Origin of the sequence: Pseudomonas entomophila L48 (assembly GCF_000026105.1) — a bacterium.
Classification (GTDB): domain Bacteria; phylum Pseudomonadota; class Gammaproteobacteria; order Pseudomonadales; family Pseudomonadaceae; genus Aquipseudomonas; species Aquipseudomonas entomophila.
This window is the reverse complement of sequence record NC_008027.1, coordinates 839,580-855,789: the sequence shown is the minus strand read 5'-3', so window position 1 is coordinate 855,789 and position 16,210 is coordinate 839,580. Positions and strand designations below refer to the sequence as shown.

The window sequence follows — 16,210 nt, the reverse complement described above, 5'->3', positions numbered from 1 at the left end:
CTTGATGAAAAGGGCGAGCAGCCTAGCACACTGGCGCGGCGTGAAGCAGCTACCAGGCCGAACGCTGGGAAATCGGTACCTTGAGGTCTTCTTCCGGGTGCGTGCCCAGGCCGCACATTTCGTCCTGCACGGACCAGTGCACCAGGTTCATCGACAGCAGGGGAAGCGATTGCAGGAGTTGCCGCGCATCTTCGACCGAGTGCACGCGTAGGCGCTTGCCACGGGCATCGTCCAGGGGGTGAGCACGGCCCTTGACCCGGGCTTCGAGCAGGTAGTCACCGCCTTCGATGGCGATCAGATTGAGTTCGTCGACATGGCCGGCCCTGGCCTCGGTATTGAGCTGATGCAGGTTCATGGGCGTACCTCGCTGCGGGAACCACGCATGAGTGCTCATTTTTTGTACAGCATCGGCAAAAGCGCAAGCCACCGCCCATCGCATATTTCGGTAGGAGCCAGCCTTGCTGGCGAACGGGACGCCCGGTTCGCCAGCAAGGCTGGCTCCTACCGATTCGTTCAGTGCTTGGTGATGCGGTCCAGGTAACCCATGACGAACGCCGAGACAACGAAGGTCATGTGGATGATCACGTACCACATCAGGTAGTCGGTGGAGATGTTCTGCGCATCCATGAACACCCGCAGCAGGTGGATCGAGGAGATGGCGACGATGGACGCTGCGACCTTCATCTTCAGCGACGAGGAGTCCATCTTGCCGAGCCAGCTCAGCTTCTCTTTGCTGTCGTCGATGTCCAGCTGCGAAACGAAGTTCTCGTAGCCCGAGATCATCACCATCACCAGCAGGCCGCCGACCAGCGACATGTCGATCAACGACAGGATCACCAGGACCAGGTCCGCCTCGGCCAGGGTGAAGACGTTGGGCAGGACATGGATGATTTCCTGGAAGAACTTCAGCGCCAGTGCCAGCAGGCCCAGCGAGAGGCCGAAGTAGATGGGGGCGAGCAGCCAGCGCGAGGCATACATCGCATTTTCGAGGATACGTTCCATGGACAGTTAGGGACTCTTGAGGTGACTGGAAAAGCGGGCGCGAGTATAGCCAGCCACCTGTGACAGCAAAAGCCTATGGTCGTTTCGCGATCATCTGTAGGAGCCAGCTTGCTGGCGAACCGGTGCAGCAGGGTTCGCCAGCAAGCTGGCTCCTACAGGAAAAGCGTTGTGATCAGGTTTCCGGGTGGAACTGGTAGTCCCCCAGATTCCGGCAGCGCTCGCCATTGATCTTGCGCAACTGCGCCTGCAGGTGCAGGCACCAGATTTGCGGGTCTTGCGCGACCTGATAACCATGAAGGGTGAGGCTGTCGACGATGGCGTTCATCACCGACTCGGCCACCAGCGGCCCATGGAACGGCCCCTGGGCCTTGATCGCCGAGGGTTGTTCGCCGGCCATGCCGGCGGCGAAGAGCAAGGTCCACATGCCGTTGTCGCCAGCCAATGGACGAATGCAGCATTCGATGCGGGTCACCAGGCCCAGGCACTGGCGGGTGAGGCTGAGGTTGCGCATGGCGGCGTCCCCTCTGTGAAGCCCTGTTCAGCCCGAAATCGTCGGGCTGTTTCCATCCTGAACCCTGATACCGTCCCTAAGTTCCACTTTAGCCGACCTGCAGAAAAGTTAGAAAACCGGCGCTGAACGGTAGCACTTGGCCGCCAGCGCCGAATTTTTGACTCAGGCAGGCTTGGCCTGGGCGATGACCTCCTCCAGCCGCTCCTTCTCGGCTTCCTTGATCTCTTCCTCGCTGATCATCTCGGCGATCACCCGCAGGCGCTCCACCACCCGCGCATTGACACTGCCTTCGGCGAATTCACCCTTGTCGTCCAGGGCGCCGGCCTCCTCGCCCACCAGCAGGCTCAGGGCCTCGTCGGCCTGGCTCACGGCGTAGACATGGAACTGCCCGGCCTCGACCGCCTGCAACACGCGCTCGTCGAGCATCAGCGTGGCGACGTTGGCGCGCGGGATGATCACCCCTTGCTCGCCGGTCAGGCCACGGGCCTCGCAGAGGCGGAAGAAGCCTTCGATCTTCTCATTCACCCCGCCCACTGCCTGCACTTCACCGAACTGGTTGATCGAGCCGGTGATGGCGAAGCACTGCTTGAGCGGTGTGCGCGACAAGGCAGAGATCAAGGTGCAGGCTTCACCCAGCGAGGCGCTGTCGCCGTCGACGTAGCCGTACGATTGCTCCAAGGCGATGCTCGCCGAAATCGCCAGTGGGAATTCCTGGGCGTAGCGGCTGCCCAGGTAACCCGTCAGGATCATCACGCCCTTGGAGTGGATTGGCTGCCCGAGGTTGACCTCCCGTTCGATGTCGACGATGCCGCTGCCGCCCGGGTAGACGGTGGCGGAGATCCTCGCCGGCATGCCGAACGCCGAGTCACCGACTTCGAGCACGGTCAGGCCGTTGCACTTGCCGATGGCCGCGCCTTCGGTATCGATCAGGATGATGCCGGCGAGCATGTCGTCGAGCACCCGCTGCGACACGCGCCCGGTGCGCGTGGCCTTGGCCTTGAGCGCCCGTTCGATGTGCCCGGCGTCGGTCATGGTTTCATTGGCCAGCTGGCGGATGAAGTCCGCCTCGCTGACCAGCTGGAACAGGTCGCCGATGCGCGCCGAAAGCCGCGACTGGTTCTCCGCCAGGCGTGCGCTGTAGGTAGCCAGGCGTGCCACCGCGTCGCTGGTCAGCGGCGCCATGCCCTCTTCATTGGTGCGGGTGCGCAACAGTTGGGCGAACTGCTCCAGGTTCTCGTCGACCATGGGCATGTCTTCGTCGAAGTCGACCAGCACCCGGAACATCTCCTGGAAGTCCGAATCGTGGTCCTGCAGCGCGTAGTACAGCTGGCGCGAACCGATAATCACCAGCTTGACGTTGAGCGGAATCATCTGCGGCGTGAGGCTGACCGTGGCGACACGGCCCAGTTCGCCCAACGGCGACTCCATCTTCAGCTTGCGCGACTGCAAGGCGCGCTTGAGGGCGTCCCAGACGAACGGCTCGCCGAGCATCTTCTCGGCCTCGAGAATCAGGAAGCCGCCGTTGGCACGATGCAACGCCCCCGCGCGCAGCTGGCGGTAGGAGGTGTACAGCGCGCCTTGGTCGGTGCTGTATTCGATCCGGCCGAACAGGTTGTCGTAGGTCGGGTGCGGTTCGAACACCACCGGCGCGCCGCCCTTGAGAGGGTGCCCGACGACCAGGTTGGGGGCGTATTGCTCCTCGAGCATCTTGCGCGCCACGGCATCGGTCTTGCTGTCGTCGACCAACTGCTCGACCACGGTGCGCAGCAGGTTCAACTGCACGGATTGCAAGTAGGCGCAGACTGCGGCGTTTTCCGCGTACTTCTGCGACAGCGGCGCCAGCAGGGGCTGCAAGGCCAGGGTGATGGTCTCTTCGTTGAGCTGGCGCAGCTGATTGTTAGACTCACGCTTCCATTGCGGCAGGCTCGACAGCTCTTCGTTCAAGCGCTCCTCGAGCTCGGCGATGTCCTCATGGAAGCGCTCGCGCACCTCCTCCGGCAATTGGGCGAACTCGGCTTCGTCCAGCGCCTTGCCGTCGCCCATCGGTGTAAAGGCGACGTTGCTGCTGTCGCGATACAGGGCCACGTCCTTTTCCAGCGAGGCGCGCTCGATGACATCCAGGGCACGGTCGTAGCGCTGGTTGAAGGCGCGGTCGATGGCGCTCTTCTTCTGCTGGTAGGAGGGGTGTTCGAACACCGCCGGGAAGGTCGCCAGCAGGTTGTCGATCAGCCCGTTCATGTCGCTGATGAACTCGTTGGCGCTGCCGGCCGGCAACTCCAGCGCGCGAGGCTCGCGGGAATCCTCGAAATTGTTCACGTAAAGCCAGTCGGCGGGCGTGTGCTGGCGCTTGCCTTCGGCCTTGAGATAACGCTTCACGAACGAGAACCGGCCAGTGCCGGGCTCGCCCATCACATACACGTTGTAACCTGGGCGCGGCATCGCCACGCCGAACTGCAGGGCCTCTACGGCACGCTCCTGGCCCAGGACACCACGAAACGGCTCCAGATCGTCAGTGTTGGAGAAGGCAAACTGTTCAGCGGAGAAACGCCGGGTCAGGGCTTCGGGCGCGAGACGCAGGCGCGAGGCGACAGGATCGGGCATTGGGTTTCCTTACTTCGGCGGGGCGGATGACCGCATTCTGGCGCTGCCAGCGCGCAGCGGCAAGGCTGCGCGAGACTTTATGTCGCAGTCCAACAATGCCAATCACGCAAGCAATTTTTCGCAATAAACAACGCAACCTTTGGATCGTGCCTAAACTCCAAACTGCGCGGGGGGCCGGTATGGCCTTTGCGACCTGGCAACCGCGTTGCCAGAACCCTGACCATTGGTATGCCACTTGAGAATGAGAACAACGCTATGAAACGGATTCTTCTGGGTACCCTGTTCGCCGCAGTCTCGATCAACGCCATGGCCGAAGCGCCGGGCGGCCCGAACTGCGGCTGGGGCAACATGCTGTTCGAGGGCCAGCGCGGTACACCGGCCCACTTCCTCGCCTCCACCACCAACGGCACTTCCGGCAACGCAACCTTCGGCATGACCTCGGGCACCAACGGCTGCTCGACCAAGGCCTCCCTCACCTACGGCGGCAAGTCCTGGTTCGCCATGAACGGCATGATGAACGAACTGTCCGAGGACATGGCCAAGGGCCAGGGCGAAGCCCTGACCACCTACGCCGTGGTCCTGGGCGTGGCACCTGAAGACCGCGCGCACTTCGCCGCCGTCACCCACGAGCACTTCCAGCAGATCTTCAGCAGCGCCAACGTGACGGCGGAAGCTGTCCACAGCAACACCCTGGCCGTGCTCAAGCGCGACCCACAACTGGCCAAGTACGCCACCGAGGCTTGAGTCCCGCGCCTCCCGCCCCGGCACCGGGGCGGGTTTGGCGATTCATCTTTCGGCATCATCAGGAAGTAGTTGCCCGACATGCTCAAACGCCTCGCATCCCTGGCGCTACTGGTCAGCGCCCCGCTTCACGCCGCCCCACAGATCGACCCGGCTCGCGCGCAGCAGCTGGCGGCCACGCCTTACTGGATCGCTTTGGGCCACTACGAGACCGCCAAGCTCGGTGGCTGGCGCAGCTATGTGGATGACCGGCGCTTCTTCCTCGCCGAAGACGGCGCCCACCACCCCGACCTGGAGCTCGCCGCCACGGTGGCCGCGCTGTACGCCCCGGCGAGCCTCGGCGACAAGCATGCCCAGTGCGTGTTCCCGGCCCGCACCCGCTGGCTGCGCGAGCAACTGGCGCTCAATGACCTGCCGCGCCCGGACTGTCAGGAATTCAATGCCTGGTACAAGTCCATCGACCCGCACAGCGCGGCGCTGATCTTCCCGGCCGCCTACCTCAACAGCCCGTCGTCGATGTTCGGCCACACGCTGCTGCGCATCGACCAGTCGAACACCCGCCGCGACGACACGACGCTGCTGAGCTACGCGATCAACTTCGGTGCCTATATCGAAGGCAGCGACAACAGCATCCTCTACGCCTGGAAAGGCCTGATGGGTGGCTACCCGGGCCTGTTCGCGATGATGCCCTACCAGGAAAAACTCTCCGAGTACCGCAGCCTGGAAAACCGCGACCTGTGGGAGTACCAGCTGGACCTCACCCCGGAAGAGACCGGGCGCATGGTCGAGCATGTGTGGGAACTCAAACAGATCAAGTTCGACTATTTCTTCTTCGACGAGAACTGCTCCTACCGCCTGCTGGAGCTGCTGCAGGTGGCGCGCCCAAGCCTGGACCTGACCTCGCAGTTCCCGCTGACCGCCATCCCCACCGACACCGTCAAGGCGGTCAAGCAGTCCGGGCTGGTCACGGACGTGCGCTACCGCCCATCGCGTGAGCGCGAGCTGCTGGCCCGCGCCGAACCGCTCGACCACGCCGAACAACAGCAAGTGCTGGCCATCAGCGCCGACACCGGCCATCTGCAAAGCTCCGACTTCACCGCCCTGCCCCGCGACCGTCAGGCGCTGGTGCAGGATGCCGCCTACCGCCTGGAGCGCTACCGGGCCAATGGCCAGGAGCGCGACGCCGGCCAGGCCGCGCGCAGTTTCGAACTGCTCAAGGCGATCAACCGCAACCCGCCGCCGCCTCTGCAGATAGAACGCCCGGGGCTGCCGGAAGACGGCCACCAGTCGCGCACCTGGCAACTGGGCGTGGGCACCCGCGAGGACCGCGCCTTTGCCGAATATGGCCTGCGCATGGCCTATCACGACCTCAACGACAACCTGTATGGCTTCCCGCTCGGCGCACAGATCGAGATCCTCCAGCTCAAGCTGCGCCAGTACGAGGGCAACGACTGGCAGGTGCAGCGCCTGGACCTGGCCACCATCCGCTCGCTGACGCCGCGCAACGCGCTGCTCAAGCCGTGGTCGTGGCAGGTCGCCGGGGGGCTGGAGCGGGTGCCGGGCAAGCATGGCGACGAGGTGCTGGTGAGCCACGTCAATGGCGGTGCCGGTGGTACCTGGCAGCTGACCGACGACTTGCTCGGCTTCGCCTTGGGGACGGCACGGGTGGAGCACCACAACGACTTCACCGAGTTCATCTCGCCGGCAGCCGGGTTCAATGGCGGGTTGCTGTGGCGCAACGGGCTGGGCAACCTGACCCTGGAGGCCAAGGGCGACTACTTCACCAATGGTGAGGTAAGGCGTAGCGTCAGCCTGAACCAACAGTGGGAAATCAGCCGGGACCTGGGGCTGCGGTTGAGCGCTTCGCGGCAGTTCAGCCAGTTGGCCACGGCGCAGAACGAGGTGATGCTGGAATTGAAGTGGTACCAGTATTGAAGATTGGCCGGCAAGCGCTCCCCGTAGGAGCCGGCTTGCCGGCGAACAGCCCCGCCGCGATCCTTCGACAGCGTTTTGACATCCCGCCAACAATTCACCCCCTAGACTTTCCACCATCACGTCAAAGGGCTTGTGGATATGTCGCGGTACTGGTTGGGCCTGTTTGTCGCATTGCTGCTGGCCGGTTGTGAAACCACCCACGAACAGATGGTCAATCAAGGCTACCCCCCCGCCTATGCCGACGGTTTCCAGGATGGCTGCAGCAGCGGTCGCCAGGCCGCCGGGCTGATGGCCGGCGATTTTCGCAAGGACGTCCCGCGCTACTTGCACAACCGCCAGTACGAAAGCGGCTGGGACGACGGTTTTCGCCAGTGCCACGCGATGCAGTCCAACGAAGACCTGCGCGAATACCGCGAGCGCTACTGGGACGAGCGCGACCGCGAGTGGCAGCAGGAAAAAGACCGCGACGCCGCCCGCGCCTATCGTCGCAACTAGAGGTCGCAAACGGACAACCGTTGCAACCCGTGACCTGCCACCATGGTCTCCAGCACAAGGAGGCCCCGCATGAGCCGAGCATTCGTCAACGAGGACCAGGCCGCCGCCCAGGCCAGCCAGCCGGTGGAGCGGCGCGTCAGCGACCAGCCCAACTATGTGACCGCCAGTGGACTGGCCCAGTTGCAGCAACGGGTGGCGACGCTGAAGGCGCTGCACGGCGAACTGCTGGCCGAAGGCGATCGCGCCGACAAACAGCGCCTGGCCGATACCGAGCGTGACCTGCGTTACTTCACTTCGCGCTTGCATAGCGCACAGGTGGTGCCTGCCGCCACGTCCACGCAGAAGGTGCAGATTGGCAGCAGGGTGCGGTTTGTCGATGAGAACGGCCAGGCGCATCAGGTGCAGCTGGTCGGTGAAGATCAGGCCGATGCCGTGCATGGCCTGGTCAATTGGGGCTCGCCGTTGGGACGTGCACTGCTGGGGGCTGGGCCAGGGGATGAAGTGCTTTGGCGAAGGCCTGCGGGTGACCAAATGATCGAGATTATTGGGGTAGAGGTTGAGGGTTGAGGGGCTGCTTTGCAGCCCTTTCGCGACACAAGGCCGCTCCCACAGGTACAACGCATGGTCCAATCTTTGCGCAATACCTGTGGGAGCGGCCTTGTGTCGCGAAAGGGCCGCAGAGCGGCCCCCTGCGATCCGAGATCAGACCACGCCCTGCGCCAGCATGGCATCGGCGACCTTCACAAAGCCCGCGATGTTGGCGCCTTTCACGTAGTTGATGCGGCCATCGGCCTCTTCGCCGTAATGCACGCAGACATGGTGGATCGACTGCATGATGTGGTGCAGCTTGCTGTCCACTTCACCGGCGGTCCACAGCAGGCGCATGGCATTCTGCGACATCTCCAGGCCCGACACTGCCACGCCACCGGCGTTGGAAGCCTTGCCCGGCGCGTAGAGAATGCCGGCCTCGATAAAGATATCCACAGCGTCGAGGGTGGTCGGCATGTTGGCGCCTTCAGCCACGCAGATGCAGCCATTGCGCAGCAGGGTGCGGGCGTCGTCGGCGTTCAGCTCGTTCTGGGTGGCGCATGGCAGCGCGATATCACACGCCAGGCTCCACGGTGTCTGGCCCTTGCGGAACTCCAGGCCGAAGCGCCCGGCCAGCTCGCTGATACGGCCACGCTTGACGTTCTTCAGCTCCATCAGCGCATCCCACTGCTCGTCGGTCAGCCCGGCTTCGCAGAACAAGGTGCCTTCGGAGTCGGACAGCGAGATCACCTTGCCGCCCAGGTCCATCACCTTGCGCGCCGCATATTGGGCGACGTTGCCCGAACCAGAGATCGCCACGCGGCGACCATCGATGCGCTGTTCCTGGCGCTTGAGCATCTCTTCAGCGAAGTACACGCAACCGTAGCCGGTGGCTTCCGGGCGGATCAGGCTGCCGCCGTAGGTCATGCCCTTGCCGGTCAGCACCGAGGTGAACTGGTTGGCCAGGCGCTTGTACTGGCCGAACAGGAAGCCGATCTCGCGGGCACCGACGCCGATATCACCGGCTGGCACGTCCAGGTCGGCACCGATGTGGCGGTACAGTTCGCTCATGAACGCCTGGCAGAAGCGCATGACTTCTGCGTCACTCTTGCCCTTGGGGTCGAAGTCCGACCCACCCTTGCCGCCGCCCATGGGCAGCGAGGTCAGCGAGTTCTTGAACACCTGTTCGAAGGCCAGGAACTTGAGCACGCCCAGGTTCACCGATGGGTGGAAACGCAGGCCGCCTTTGTATGGGCCGATGGCGCTGCTCATCTGGATGCGGTAGCCGCGGTTGACCTGGACCTTGCCCTGGTCATCGACCCACGACACGCGGAACAATACGGCGCGCTCGGGCTCGACCATGCGTTCGAGAATGCCGGCTTCGAGGTAGTGGGGATTCTGTTCGAGGAAGGGCCACAGGCTGCGCAGCACCTCCTCCACGGCCTGGTGGAATTCGGGCTGGGCTGGGTCGCGCTGTTGCAGGCGCGCCAGGAAATGGTCGACGGATTCGATCATGGTAGACATCTCACCAAGAGAGGGATTGTTTTTGGTTTTTTCGGGACTGTACCAAGAACCAATCGCACTGGAACAGGGCGAAATGTCGTTTTTATGAAATTATTTGGTGCAATTTCTATAAGTGTATACAAAATCAGAATCGCGTCGTTTGCTTCGCGGATAAATCCGCTCCTACAGGAAAGGCCGGTAATACGGCACGTGTAGGAGCCGGCTTGCCAGCGAACCGCGCAAAAGCCAGGCACAAAAATGGGGCCCCGAAGGGCCCCATTCCTGTGCAGCGAAAACCAGCTTACTGGGCCAGCTTCTTGTGACGCACACGGTGCGGCTGGGCAGCGGCGTCGCCCAGGCGCTTCTTGCGATCGGCTTCGTACTCGGTGTAGTTGCCTTCGAAGAACACCACGTTCGAATCGTCTTCGTACGCCAGGATGTGGGTCGCCACGCGGTCCAGGAACCAACGGTCGTGGGAGATCACGATGGCGGCGCCCGGGAAGTCCAGCAGGGCTTCTTCCAGCGAACGCAGGGTTTCGACGTCAAGGTCGTTGGACGGTTCGTCGAGCAGCAGGACGTTGCCGCCCTCTTTCAGCGTCAACGCCAGGTGCAGGCGGCCACGCTCACCACCGGAGAGGTCCTTGACGAACTTCTGCTGGTCGCCGCCCTTGAAGTTGAAGCGGCCAACGTAGGTGCGCGACGGAATCTCGTAGTTGCCGATGCGGATCTGGTCGGAACCGTCGGAGATCTGCTGGAACACGGTCTTGCTGCCGTCCAGGTCCTCGCGGCTCTGGTCGACGCAGGCCAGCTGCACGGTCTCGCCGATCTCGATGCTGCCCGAGTCCGGCTGCTCCTTACCCATCAGCATGCGGAACAAGGTCGACTTACCGGCACCGTTACCACCGATCACACCAACGATCGCGCCTTTAGGCATGGCGAACGACAGGTTGTCGATCAGCACGCGGTCGCCATAGCCTTTGGAGACATTCTTGAACTCGATGACCTTGTCACCCAGGCGTGGGCCTGCCGGGATGTAGATCTCGTTGGTCTCACTGCGCTTCTGGAACTCCTGCGACTGCATCTCTTCGAAGCGCTGCAGACGAGCCTTGGATTTGGACTGGCGGGCCTTGGCGCCTTTGCGCACCCACTCCAGTTCCTCTTTCATGGCCTTCTCGTGGGCGCTTTGCTGCTTGGATTCCTGCGCCAGACGCTCCGACTTGGCTTCCAGCCAGCCCGAGTAGTTGCCTTCGTACGGGATGCCCGCACCGCGGTCCAGTTCGAGGATCCAGCCGGCGACGTTGTCGAGGAAGTAACGGTCGTGGGTGATCGCCACCACGGTGCCCGGGAAGTCGTGGAGGAAGCGCTCCAGCCAGGCCACCGAGTCGGCGTCCAGGTGGTTGGTCGGTTCGTCCAGCAGCAGCATGTCGGGGGCCGACAGCAGCAGGCGGCACAGGGCCACGCGGCGCTTCTCACCACCGGACAGGTGTTCGATCTTGGCGTCCCAAGCCGGCAGGCGCAGGGCGTCGGCGGCGACGTCCAGTTGGCGCTCCAGGTTGTGGCCGTCGGCGGCTTGCAGGATGGCCTCGAGCTTGGCCTGCTCGGCGGCCAGCTTGTCGAAGTCGGCATCCGGCTCGGCGTAGGCGGCGTAGACCTCGTCCAGGCGGGCCTGGGCGTCCTTGATCACGCTGACCGCTTCCTCGACCACTTCACGCACGGTCTTGCTGGCATCGAGCTGCGGCTCCTGGGGCAGGTAGCCGACGTTGATGTCGGGCATCGGACGGGCTTCACCGTCGAATTCCTTGTCGACGCCCGCCATGATGCGCAGCAGGGTCGATTTACCCGCGCCGTTCAGGCCCAGCACGCCGATCTTGGCGCCTGGGAAGAACGACAGGGAAATGTTCTTGAGAATTTCCCGCTTCGGCGGCACGACCTTGCTCAGCCGATGCATGGTGTAGACGTATTGAGCCAAAACCAAGCCCTCTATCAGATAGGTAAAGACATCGACGATCGCCCCGGCCACGTGACCAGGGGGATGTGTTTACGGGGTGTCATTGAACAAAGTGGGCCATTCTACGCCAAGTGACGGCGTTGCACAGATGGGCAGATGGCAGGATGGGGCCGCGTTGCGGCCCTCTCGCGGCACAAGGCCGCTCCCACACGGACGATGTATATCTGTGGGAGCGGCCTTGTGTCGCGATCGAGGACGAAGTCCTCGCCGAGGCTGGCTCAGACGTGCGCTTGCTTGGCCTTGCCACGCGGCAGGCGGCAACGGTCCGATTGCTCGGCCAGGCGCGCGGCCCAGGCGGCCTTGACGCTGAAGCCGCCGCTGCGGGCAGGCTGTGCAACGGCCTTGGCCGGCTTGGCGGCAGGTGCGCGGGTCACCTTGGCCGCCGGTTTGGCCGCTGCCGCCACGGTTGCAGCCGGCTCTGCAGCCGCCTTGGCGGTCTTGCGCAGTTCGGCCAGCGATGGCGTCTTGTTCTTCGAGGCGGGCGCCTCCGGCTTGGCCAGCGAACGCTGGCAGGTCTTGCAGGACACGTCCTCGGCCACGGCAGTGCTGACGAGTGTCTCACTGCTACGCCCACAGGCGGAATCGAGGCCATTGGTGGAATAGTGGGTAACCAAAACCGTACTTCTCCGATGCGTTGACTATTGAAGCGGGCAGCATTCTCGCACAGGTCGCAGGGTCTTGCCGAACCGGTGTGACCGGCTGCGCTCCTGGCAGGAGACACACGGACTGGCACTTTGCCATATTTGAAGGCATGCTAGGCGGCTTCACCTGTGCGGCTTATAGTGCGCCCGACGCGCGCGGCACGCGCCATGCATGCACCGTGAAACAGCCCCCTGCCATCGCCAGCCAAATCGCAGGACCCAACGCTTGACCAATCTCACGCACTCATCACCCCTGCGCCCTGCCAATTCCTCGGCCGGCACACACCTGCGTGGCTCACTCAAGGGGGCACTGGCCCTGTTGGCGCTGGTTTTGCTGGGGTTGCTGCTGTGGCAACTGTTCACCCAGTTCCGTCACACCCAGGCCGACCTGCGCCAGCAGAGCCTGGCGACCAGCGCGGAACTCGCCGACCATCTGGGCCTGAACATGGCGCTCAAGGCCCAGCAGGCGCTGAATCTGGTCCAGCCCTACGTCAAACCTCCGGCGCCCGCCGCCCTGCCCAGCCTCTTCGCGACACTGCGCGCACGCCTCCCCGCGCTGCGCCACATGGCCTGGCTGGACAGCTCCGGGCAGGTGCGCAGCGACACCCTGGACGGCAGTCCCGACCGCCAGATGATTGACGAGATCCTGCAACTGAACCAGGGGCGCGTCTACTTCTACAGCAACGCGCCGGACAACCAATTGGTCTACCTGTTGTTGCGCCAAAGCGCCGAGCAGGATCGCGGCTACTGGCTGCTGCGGTTGAGCCCTGCCTATTACAAGGAGCTGACCCAGCACCTGGACGCCTCGGGCCACCCTTCGTGGCTGCTGGAAAACAGCCGCAACGGCGAAGTCATCGAACACCACGGCACGCAAGCGGCCAGCAACGAGCCGTTGCAGAGCGTGATGCTGGCCTTCATCGACAACAGTACCTGGCAACTGCGCGGCCTGTTCGACGCGGGCCTGGCCCGCGACAAGTTGCTCCCGGCGCTGATCGGCAAGTGCGTGCTGGTGCTGTTCTGTGCCCTGCTGCCGGTGCTCGCCCTGATCAACATGCGTCGCCGCCAGCGCGCCCTGCAGGAAGACCGGCGCCGCTACCAGGAGATCTTCGAGGGTACAGGCGTGGCTTTGTGCGTACTCGACCTGTCCAGCCTGCCCGGCCAGCTCGACCGCTACCACTTGCGCAACCACGCGGCCCTGCGCCACAGCCTGGCTTTGGACGCCAACCTGCGGCGTTCGCTGCTGGCGGAGCTGAAGATCACCGAGATCAACCAGGTCGCCCGCCAGTTGCTCAACGTCGACTGCCACCAAGGCGCCTGGCAGCGCCTGATCGAAGGCAGCGGCGATGGCCGTGACAGCGTCGGCATGCAACTGATCGATGCCCTGATAGAAGGCCGCGAGCAGTTGGAACTGGAGGTCCGCCTTCCCGCGCCGCTGGGTGGCGAGCTGCACCTGTGGCTGATGGTGCGCATGCCCCAGCAGCGCCGCGACTTCCAGGCGGTGATCCTGAGCATCAGCGACATCACCAGCCGCAAGCAGGTAGAACTGTCCCTGCTCGAGCGCGAAAGTTTCTGGTCGGACGTGGTGCGCACCGTGCCCGACCAACTGTACGTGCAAGACGTGCAAAGCCAGCGGATGATCTTCAGCAACCGCCACCTCGGCCAGACCCTCGGCTATGACCGCGCCGAACTGGCCCAGATGGGCGAACGTTTCTGGGAGTTGTTGCTGCACCCCGAGGACGCCGCGCACTACCGTGCCCTGCGCCAGCAACAACAGGACACCTGCCATGGCCAGTCGCTGCACTGCCAGTTGCGCTTCCGTCACCGCGATGGCGGCTGGCGTTGCTACGACATCCGCGAGCAGGTACTGACCCGCGCCAGCGATGGCCAAGTCACCCGCATCATCGGTGTGGGCAAGGATGTCACGGTGCAGATCGAGGCCAGCGAATCGCTGCGCGACAGCGAACAGCGCTACCGCATGCTCGCCGAGAGCATCAGCGACGTGATCTTTTCCACCGACAACCAGTTGCGGCTCGACTATGTCAGCCCGTCGGTACAGGCCGTGCTGGGCTACCAGGCCGACTGGATCTTCGCCAACGGCTGGCAATCGATCATCGCCAACCCGGCTCAGCTCACCGGCGTCTATGGCCTGATCGAGCGGGTCAGCAAGGCCCAGGGTGATACCGAGCAACTGGCGCAATTGCGCGCCACCCTGCCCACGCAGCTGTTCCTGTTCGACTGCCTGCGCGCCGATGGCCGCAAGATCCCCATCGAACTGCGCCTGGTGCTGGTGTGGGACGAGCACGAACGCTTCGAGGGCGTGCTGGGCGTGGGTCGCGACATCAGCCAGCAACGCCGGGCCGAGAAAGACCTGCGCATGGCCGCCACGGTATTCGAACACTCGACCTCGGCCATCCTGATCACCGACCCGGCCGGCTACATCGTCCAGGCCAACGAAGCGTTCAGCCGCGTCAGCGGCTACGCCGTCGCCGAAGTGCTCGACCAACTGCCGGGCATGCTCACCGTCGAGCACCAGCAGGACGCGCACCTGGGCTATGTGCTCAAGCAGCTCAACCAGCGCGGCAGTTGGGAGGGCGAGGTGTTCCTCAAGCGCCGCAACGGTGAGCACTATCCGGCATGGGTGGGCATCACCGCGGTGCTCGACGATGAAGGCGACCTGGCCAGCTACGTGTGCTTCTTCACCGACATCAGCGAACGCAAGGCCAGCGAGCAGCGCATCCACCGCCTGGCCTACTACGACGCCCTGACCCACCTGCCCAACCGCACGCTGTTCCAGGACCGCCTGTACACCGCCCTGCAGCAGGCCGAGCGGCAGAAGGCTTGGGTGGTATTGATGTTCCTCGACCTCGACCGCTTCAAGCCGATCAACGACTCCCTCGGCCACGCCGCGGGCGATCGCATGCTCAAGGACATGGCCGAGCGCCTGCTGGCCTGTGTCGACAACGACGACACCGTGGCGCGCATGGGCGGCGACGAATTCACCCTGCTGCTGCAACCGAAAGCCACCCGCGAGCTGGCGCTCAACCGCGCCATCCATGTGGCCGAGCACATTCTCGACAGCCTGGTGACCCCGTTCGTGCTGGAGAACCGCGAGTTCTTCGTCACCGCCAGCATCGGCATCGCCCTCAGCCCGCAGGACGGCGGCGAGCTGAGCCAGCTGATGAAGAACGCCGACACCGCCATGTACCACGCCAAGGAACGCGGCAAGAACAACTTCCAGTTCTACCAGGCCGACATGAACGCCAGCGCCCTGGAGCGCCTGGAGCTGGAGAGCGACCTGCGCCATGCCCTGGAGCAGAACGAGTTCATCCTCTACTACCAGCCGCAGTTCAGCGGCGACGGCAAGCGCCTGACCGGGGCCGAGGCCCTGCTGCGCTGGCGGCACCCGACCCGCGGCCTGGTGCCGCCAGGGGACTTCATCCCGGTGATCGAGGAGCTGGGCCTGGTGGTGGATGTCGGCGACTGGGTGCTGCGCGAGGCCTGCCGCCAGCTCAAGGCCTGGCACAAGGACAAGGTGCGGGTACCGAAGGTGTCGGTGAACATTTCGGCTCGGCAGTTCTCCGACGGCCAACTGGGCACGCGCATCGCCACCATCCTGGAAGAGACCGGCCTGCCCCCGGCGTGCCTGGAGCTGGAGCTGACCGAAAGCATCCTGATGCGCGAGGTCAACGAAGCCATGCAGATCCTCGACAGCCTGAAGAACCTCGGCCTGAGCATTGCGGTCGACGACTTTGGTACCGGCTACTCGTCGCTCAACTACCTCAAGCAGTTCCCCATCGACGTGCTGAAGATCGACCGCACCTTCGTCGACGGCCTGCCCGAGGGCGAGCAGGACGCGCAGATCGCCCGGGCGATCATCGCCATGGCCCACAGCCTGAACCTGGCGGTGATCGCCGAGGGCGTGGAAACCCATGAACAGCTCGAGTTCCTCCGCGAGCACGGTTGCGACGAAGTGCAGGGCTACCTGTTCGGCCGACCGATGCCGGCCAACCAGTTCGAAGCGCAGTTCAGCAACGAAACGCTGTTCATGTTCCAGTGACCGCCCGGTATCGCACGTACCCTGTAGGAGCGGCCTTGAGCCGCGAAAGGGCTGCGCAGCAGCCCCAGGGTTCAGTGTTGACGCGAAGATCGCCGGGGCCGCTTTGCGGCCCTTTCGCGGCTCAAGGCCGCTCCTACAGGGTGCGGTGCCGAACCGCAAAAAACGGACCCGAAAGTCAACTCGAGCCC

General features: G+C 64.0%; 12 protein-coding genes. 5 read left to right on the top strand and 7 right to left on the bottom strand.

Translation table 11 applies throughout. The features are described 5' to 3' along the window. Positions 1 to 49: 49 nt before the first annotated feature. The 4 genes from PSEEN_RS03795 to PSEEN_RS03780 form a co-directional block, all read right to left on the bottom strand. On the bottom strand, positions 50 to 355 hold the full coding sequence (locus PSEEN_RS03795; RefSeq protein WP_011532164.1) for a DUF6482 family protein: 306 nt from the start codon (positions 353 to 355) through the stop codon (positions 50 to 52). 158 nt (positions 356 to 513) lie between these two features. Then, positions 514 to 1,002, bottom strand: a complete 489-nt coding sequence (locus PSEEN_RS03790; protein WP_011532163.1) for a TIGR00645 family protein — start codon at positions 1,000 to 1,002, stop codon at positions 514 to 516. 172 nt (positions 1,003 to 1,174) lie between these two features. Further along, positions 1,175 to 1,513, bottom strand: a complete 339-nt coding sequence (locus PSEEN_RS03785) for a PA4575 family protein (RefSeq protein WP_011532162.1) — start codon at positions 1,511 to 1,513, stop codon at positions 1,175 to 1,177. A 162-nt stretch (positions 1,514 to 1,675) separates the two neighbouring features. Continuing rightward, complete coding sequence (locus PSEEN_RS03780) at positions 1,676 to 4,114, bottom strand: Lon protease family protein (protein WP_011532161.1); 2,439 nt, start codon at positions 4,112 to 4,114, stop codon at positions 1,676 to 1,678. Positions 4,115 to 4,369: 255 nt separating this feature from the next. Here PSEEN_RS03780 and PSEEN_RS03775 point away from each other — a divergent pair, with 255 nt between their 5' ends. From PSEEN_RS03775 to PSEEN_RS03760, 4 genes are all read left to right on the top strand, one after another. Continuing rightward, the gene (locus tag PSEEN_RS03775; protein ID WP_011532160.1) at positions 4,370 to 4,858 is read left to right on the top strand and encodes a DUF3015 domain-containing protein; all 489 of its coding nucleotides are present in this window, start codon (positions 4,370 to 4,372) and stop codon (positions 4,856 to 4,858) included. A gap of 78 nt (positions 4,859 to 4,936) precedes the next feature. Then, a complete protein-coding gene (locus tag PSEEN_RS03770) occupies positions 4,937 to 6,790 on the top strand; it encodes an Lnb N-terminal periplasmic domain-containing protein (protein WP_011532159.1) in 1,854 nt (617 codons plus the stop codon). 138 nt (positions 6,791 to 6,928) lie between these two features. Beyond that, positions 6,929 to 7,285 carry a hypothetical protein gene (locus PSEEN_RS03765; RefSeq protein WP_011532158.1) on the top strand — a complete coding sequence of 119 codons (357 nt, stop codon included), beginning with the start codon at positions 6,929 to 6,931 and terminating at the stop codon, positions 7,283 to 7,285. Positions 7,286 to 7,354: 69 nt separating this feature from the next. After that, positions 7,355 to 7,852: a GreA/GreB family elongation factor gene (locus tag PSEEN_RS03760; protein WP_011532157.1), complete on the top strand. Its 498-nt coding sequence runs from the start codon at positions 7,355 to 7,357 to the stop codon at positions 7,850 to 7,852. 135 nt (positions 7,853 to 7,987) lie between these two features. Here PSEEN_RS03760 and gdhA read toward each other — a convergent pair whose 3' ends face one another. From gdhA to PSEEN_RS03745, 3 genes are all read right to left on the bottom strand, one after another. Further along, positions 7,988 to 9,328: an NADP-specific glutamate dehydrogenase gene (gene gdhA / locus PSEEN_RS03755; protein ID WP_044487662.1), complete on the bottom strand. Its 1,341-nt coding sequence runs from the start codon at positions 9,326 to 9,328 to the stop codon at positions 7,988 to 7,990. 289 nt (positions 9,329 to 9,617) lie between these two features. After that, positions 9,618 to 11,285 (bottom strand): energy-dependent translational throttle protein EttA, encoded by a 1,668-nt coding sequence (ettA, locus tag PSEEN_RS03750; protein ID WP_011532155.1) that lies wholly within the window; start codon positions 11,283 to 11,285, stop codon positions 9,618 to 9,620. Between the two features lie 257 nt (positions 11,286 to 11,542). Then, a complete protein-coding gene (locus tag PSEEN_RS03745) occupies positions 11,543 to 11,938 on the bottom strand; it encodes a hypothetical protein (RefSeq protein ID WP_011532154.1) in 396 nt (131 codons plus the stop codon). 253 nt (positions 11,939 to 12,191) lie between these two features. Between PSEEN_RS03745 and PSEEN_RS03740 the strand changes: the two genes are divergently transcribed. Next, positions 12,192 to 16,022 (top strand): sensor domain-containing protein, encoded by a 3,831-nt coding sequence (locus tag PSEEN_RS03740; RefSeq protein ID WP_011532153.1) that lies wholly within the window; start codon positions 12,192 to 12,194, stop codon positions 16,020 to 16,022. Positions 16,023 to 16,210 lie beyond the last annotated feature (188 nt).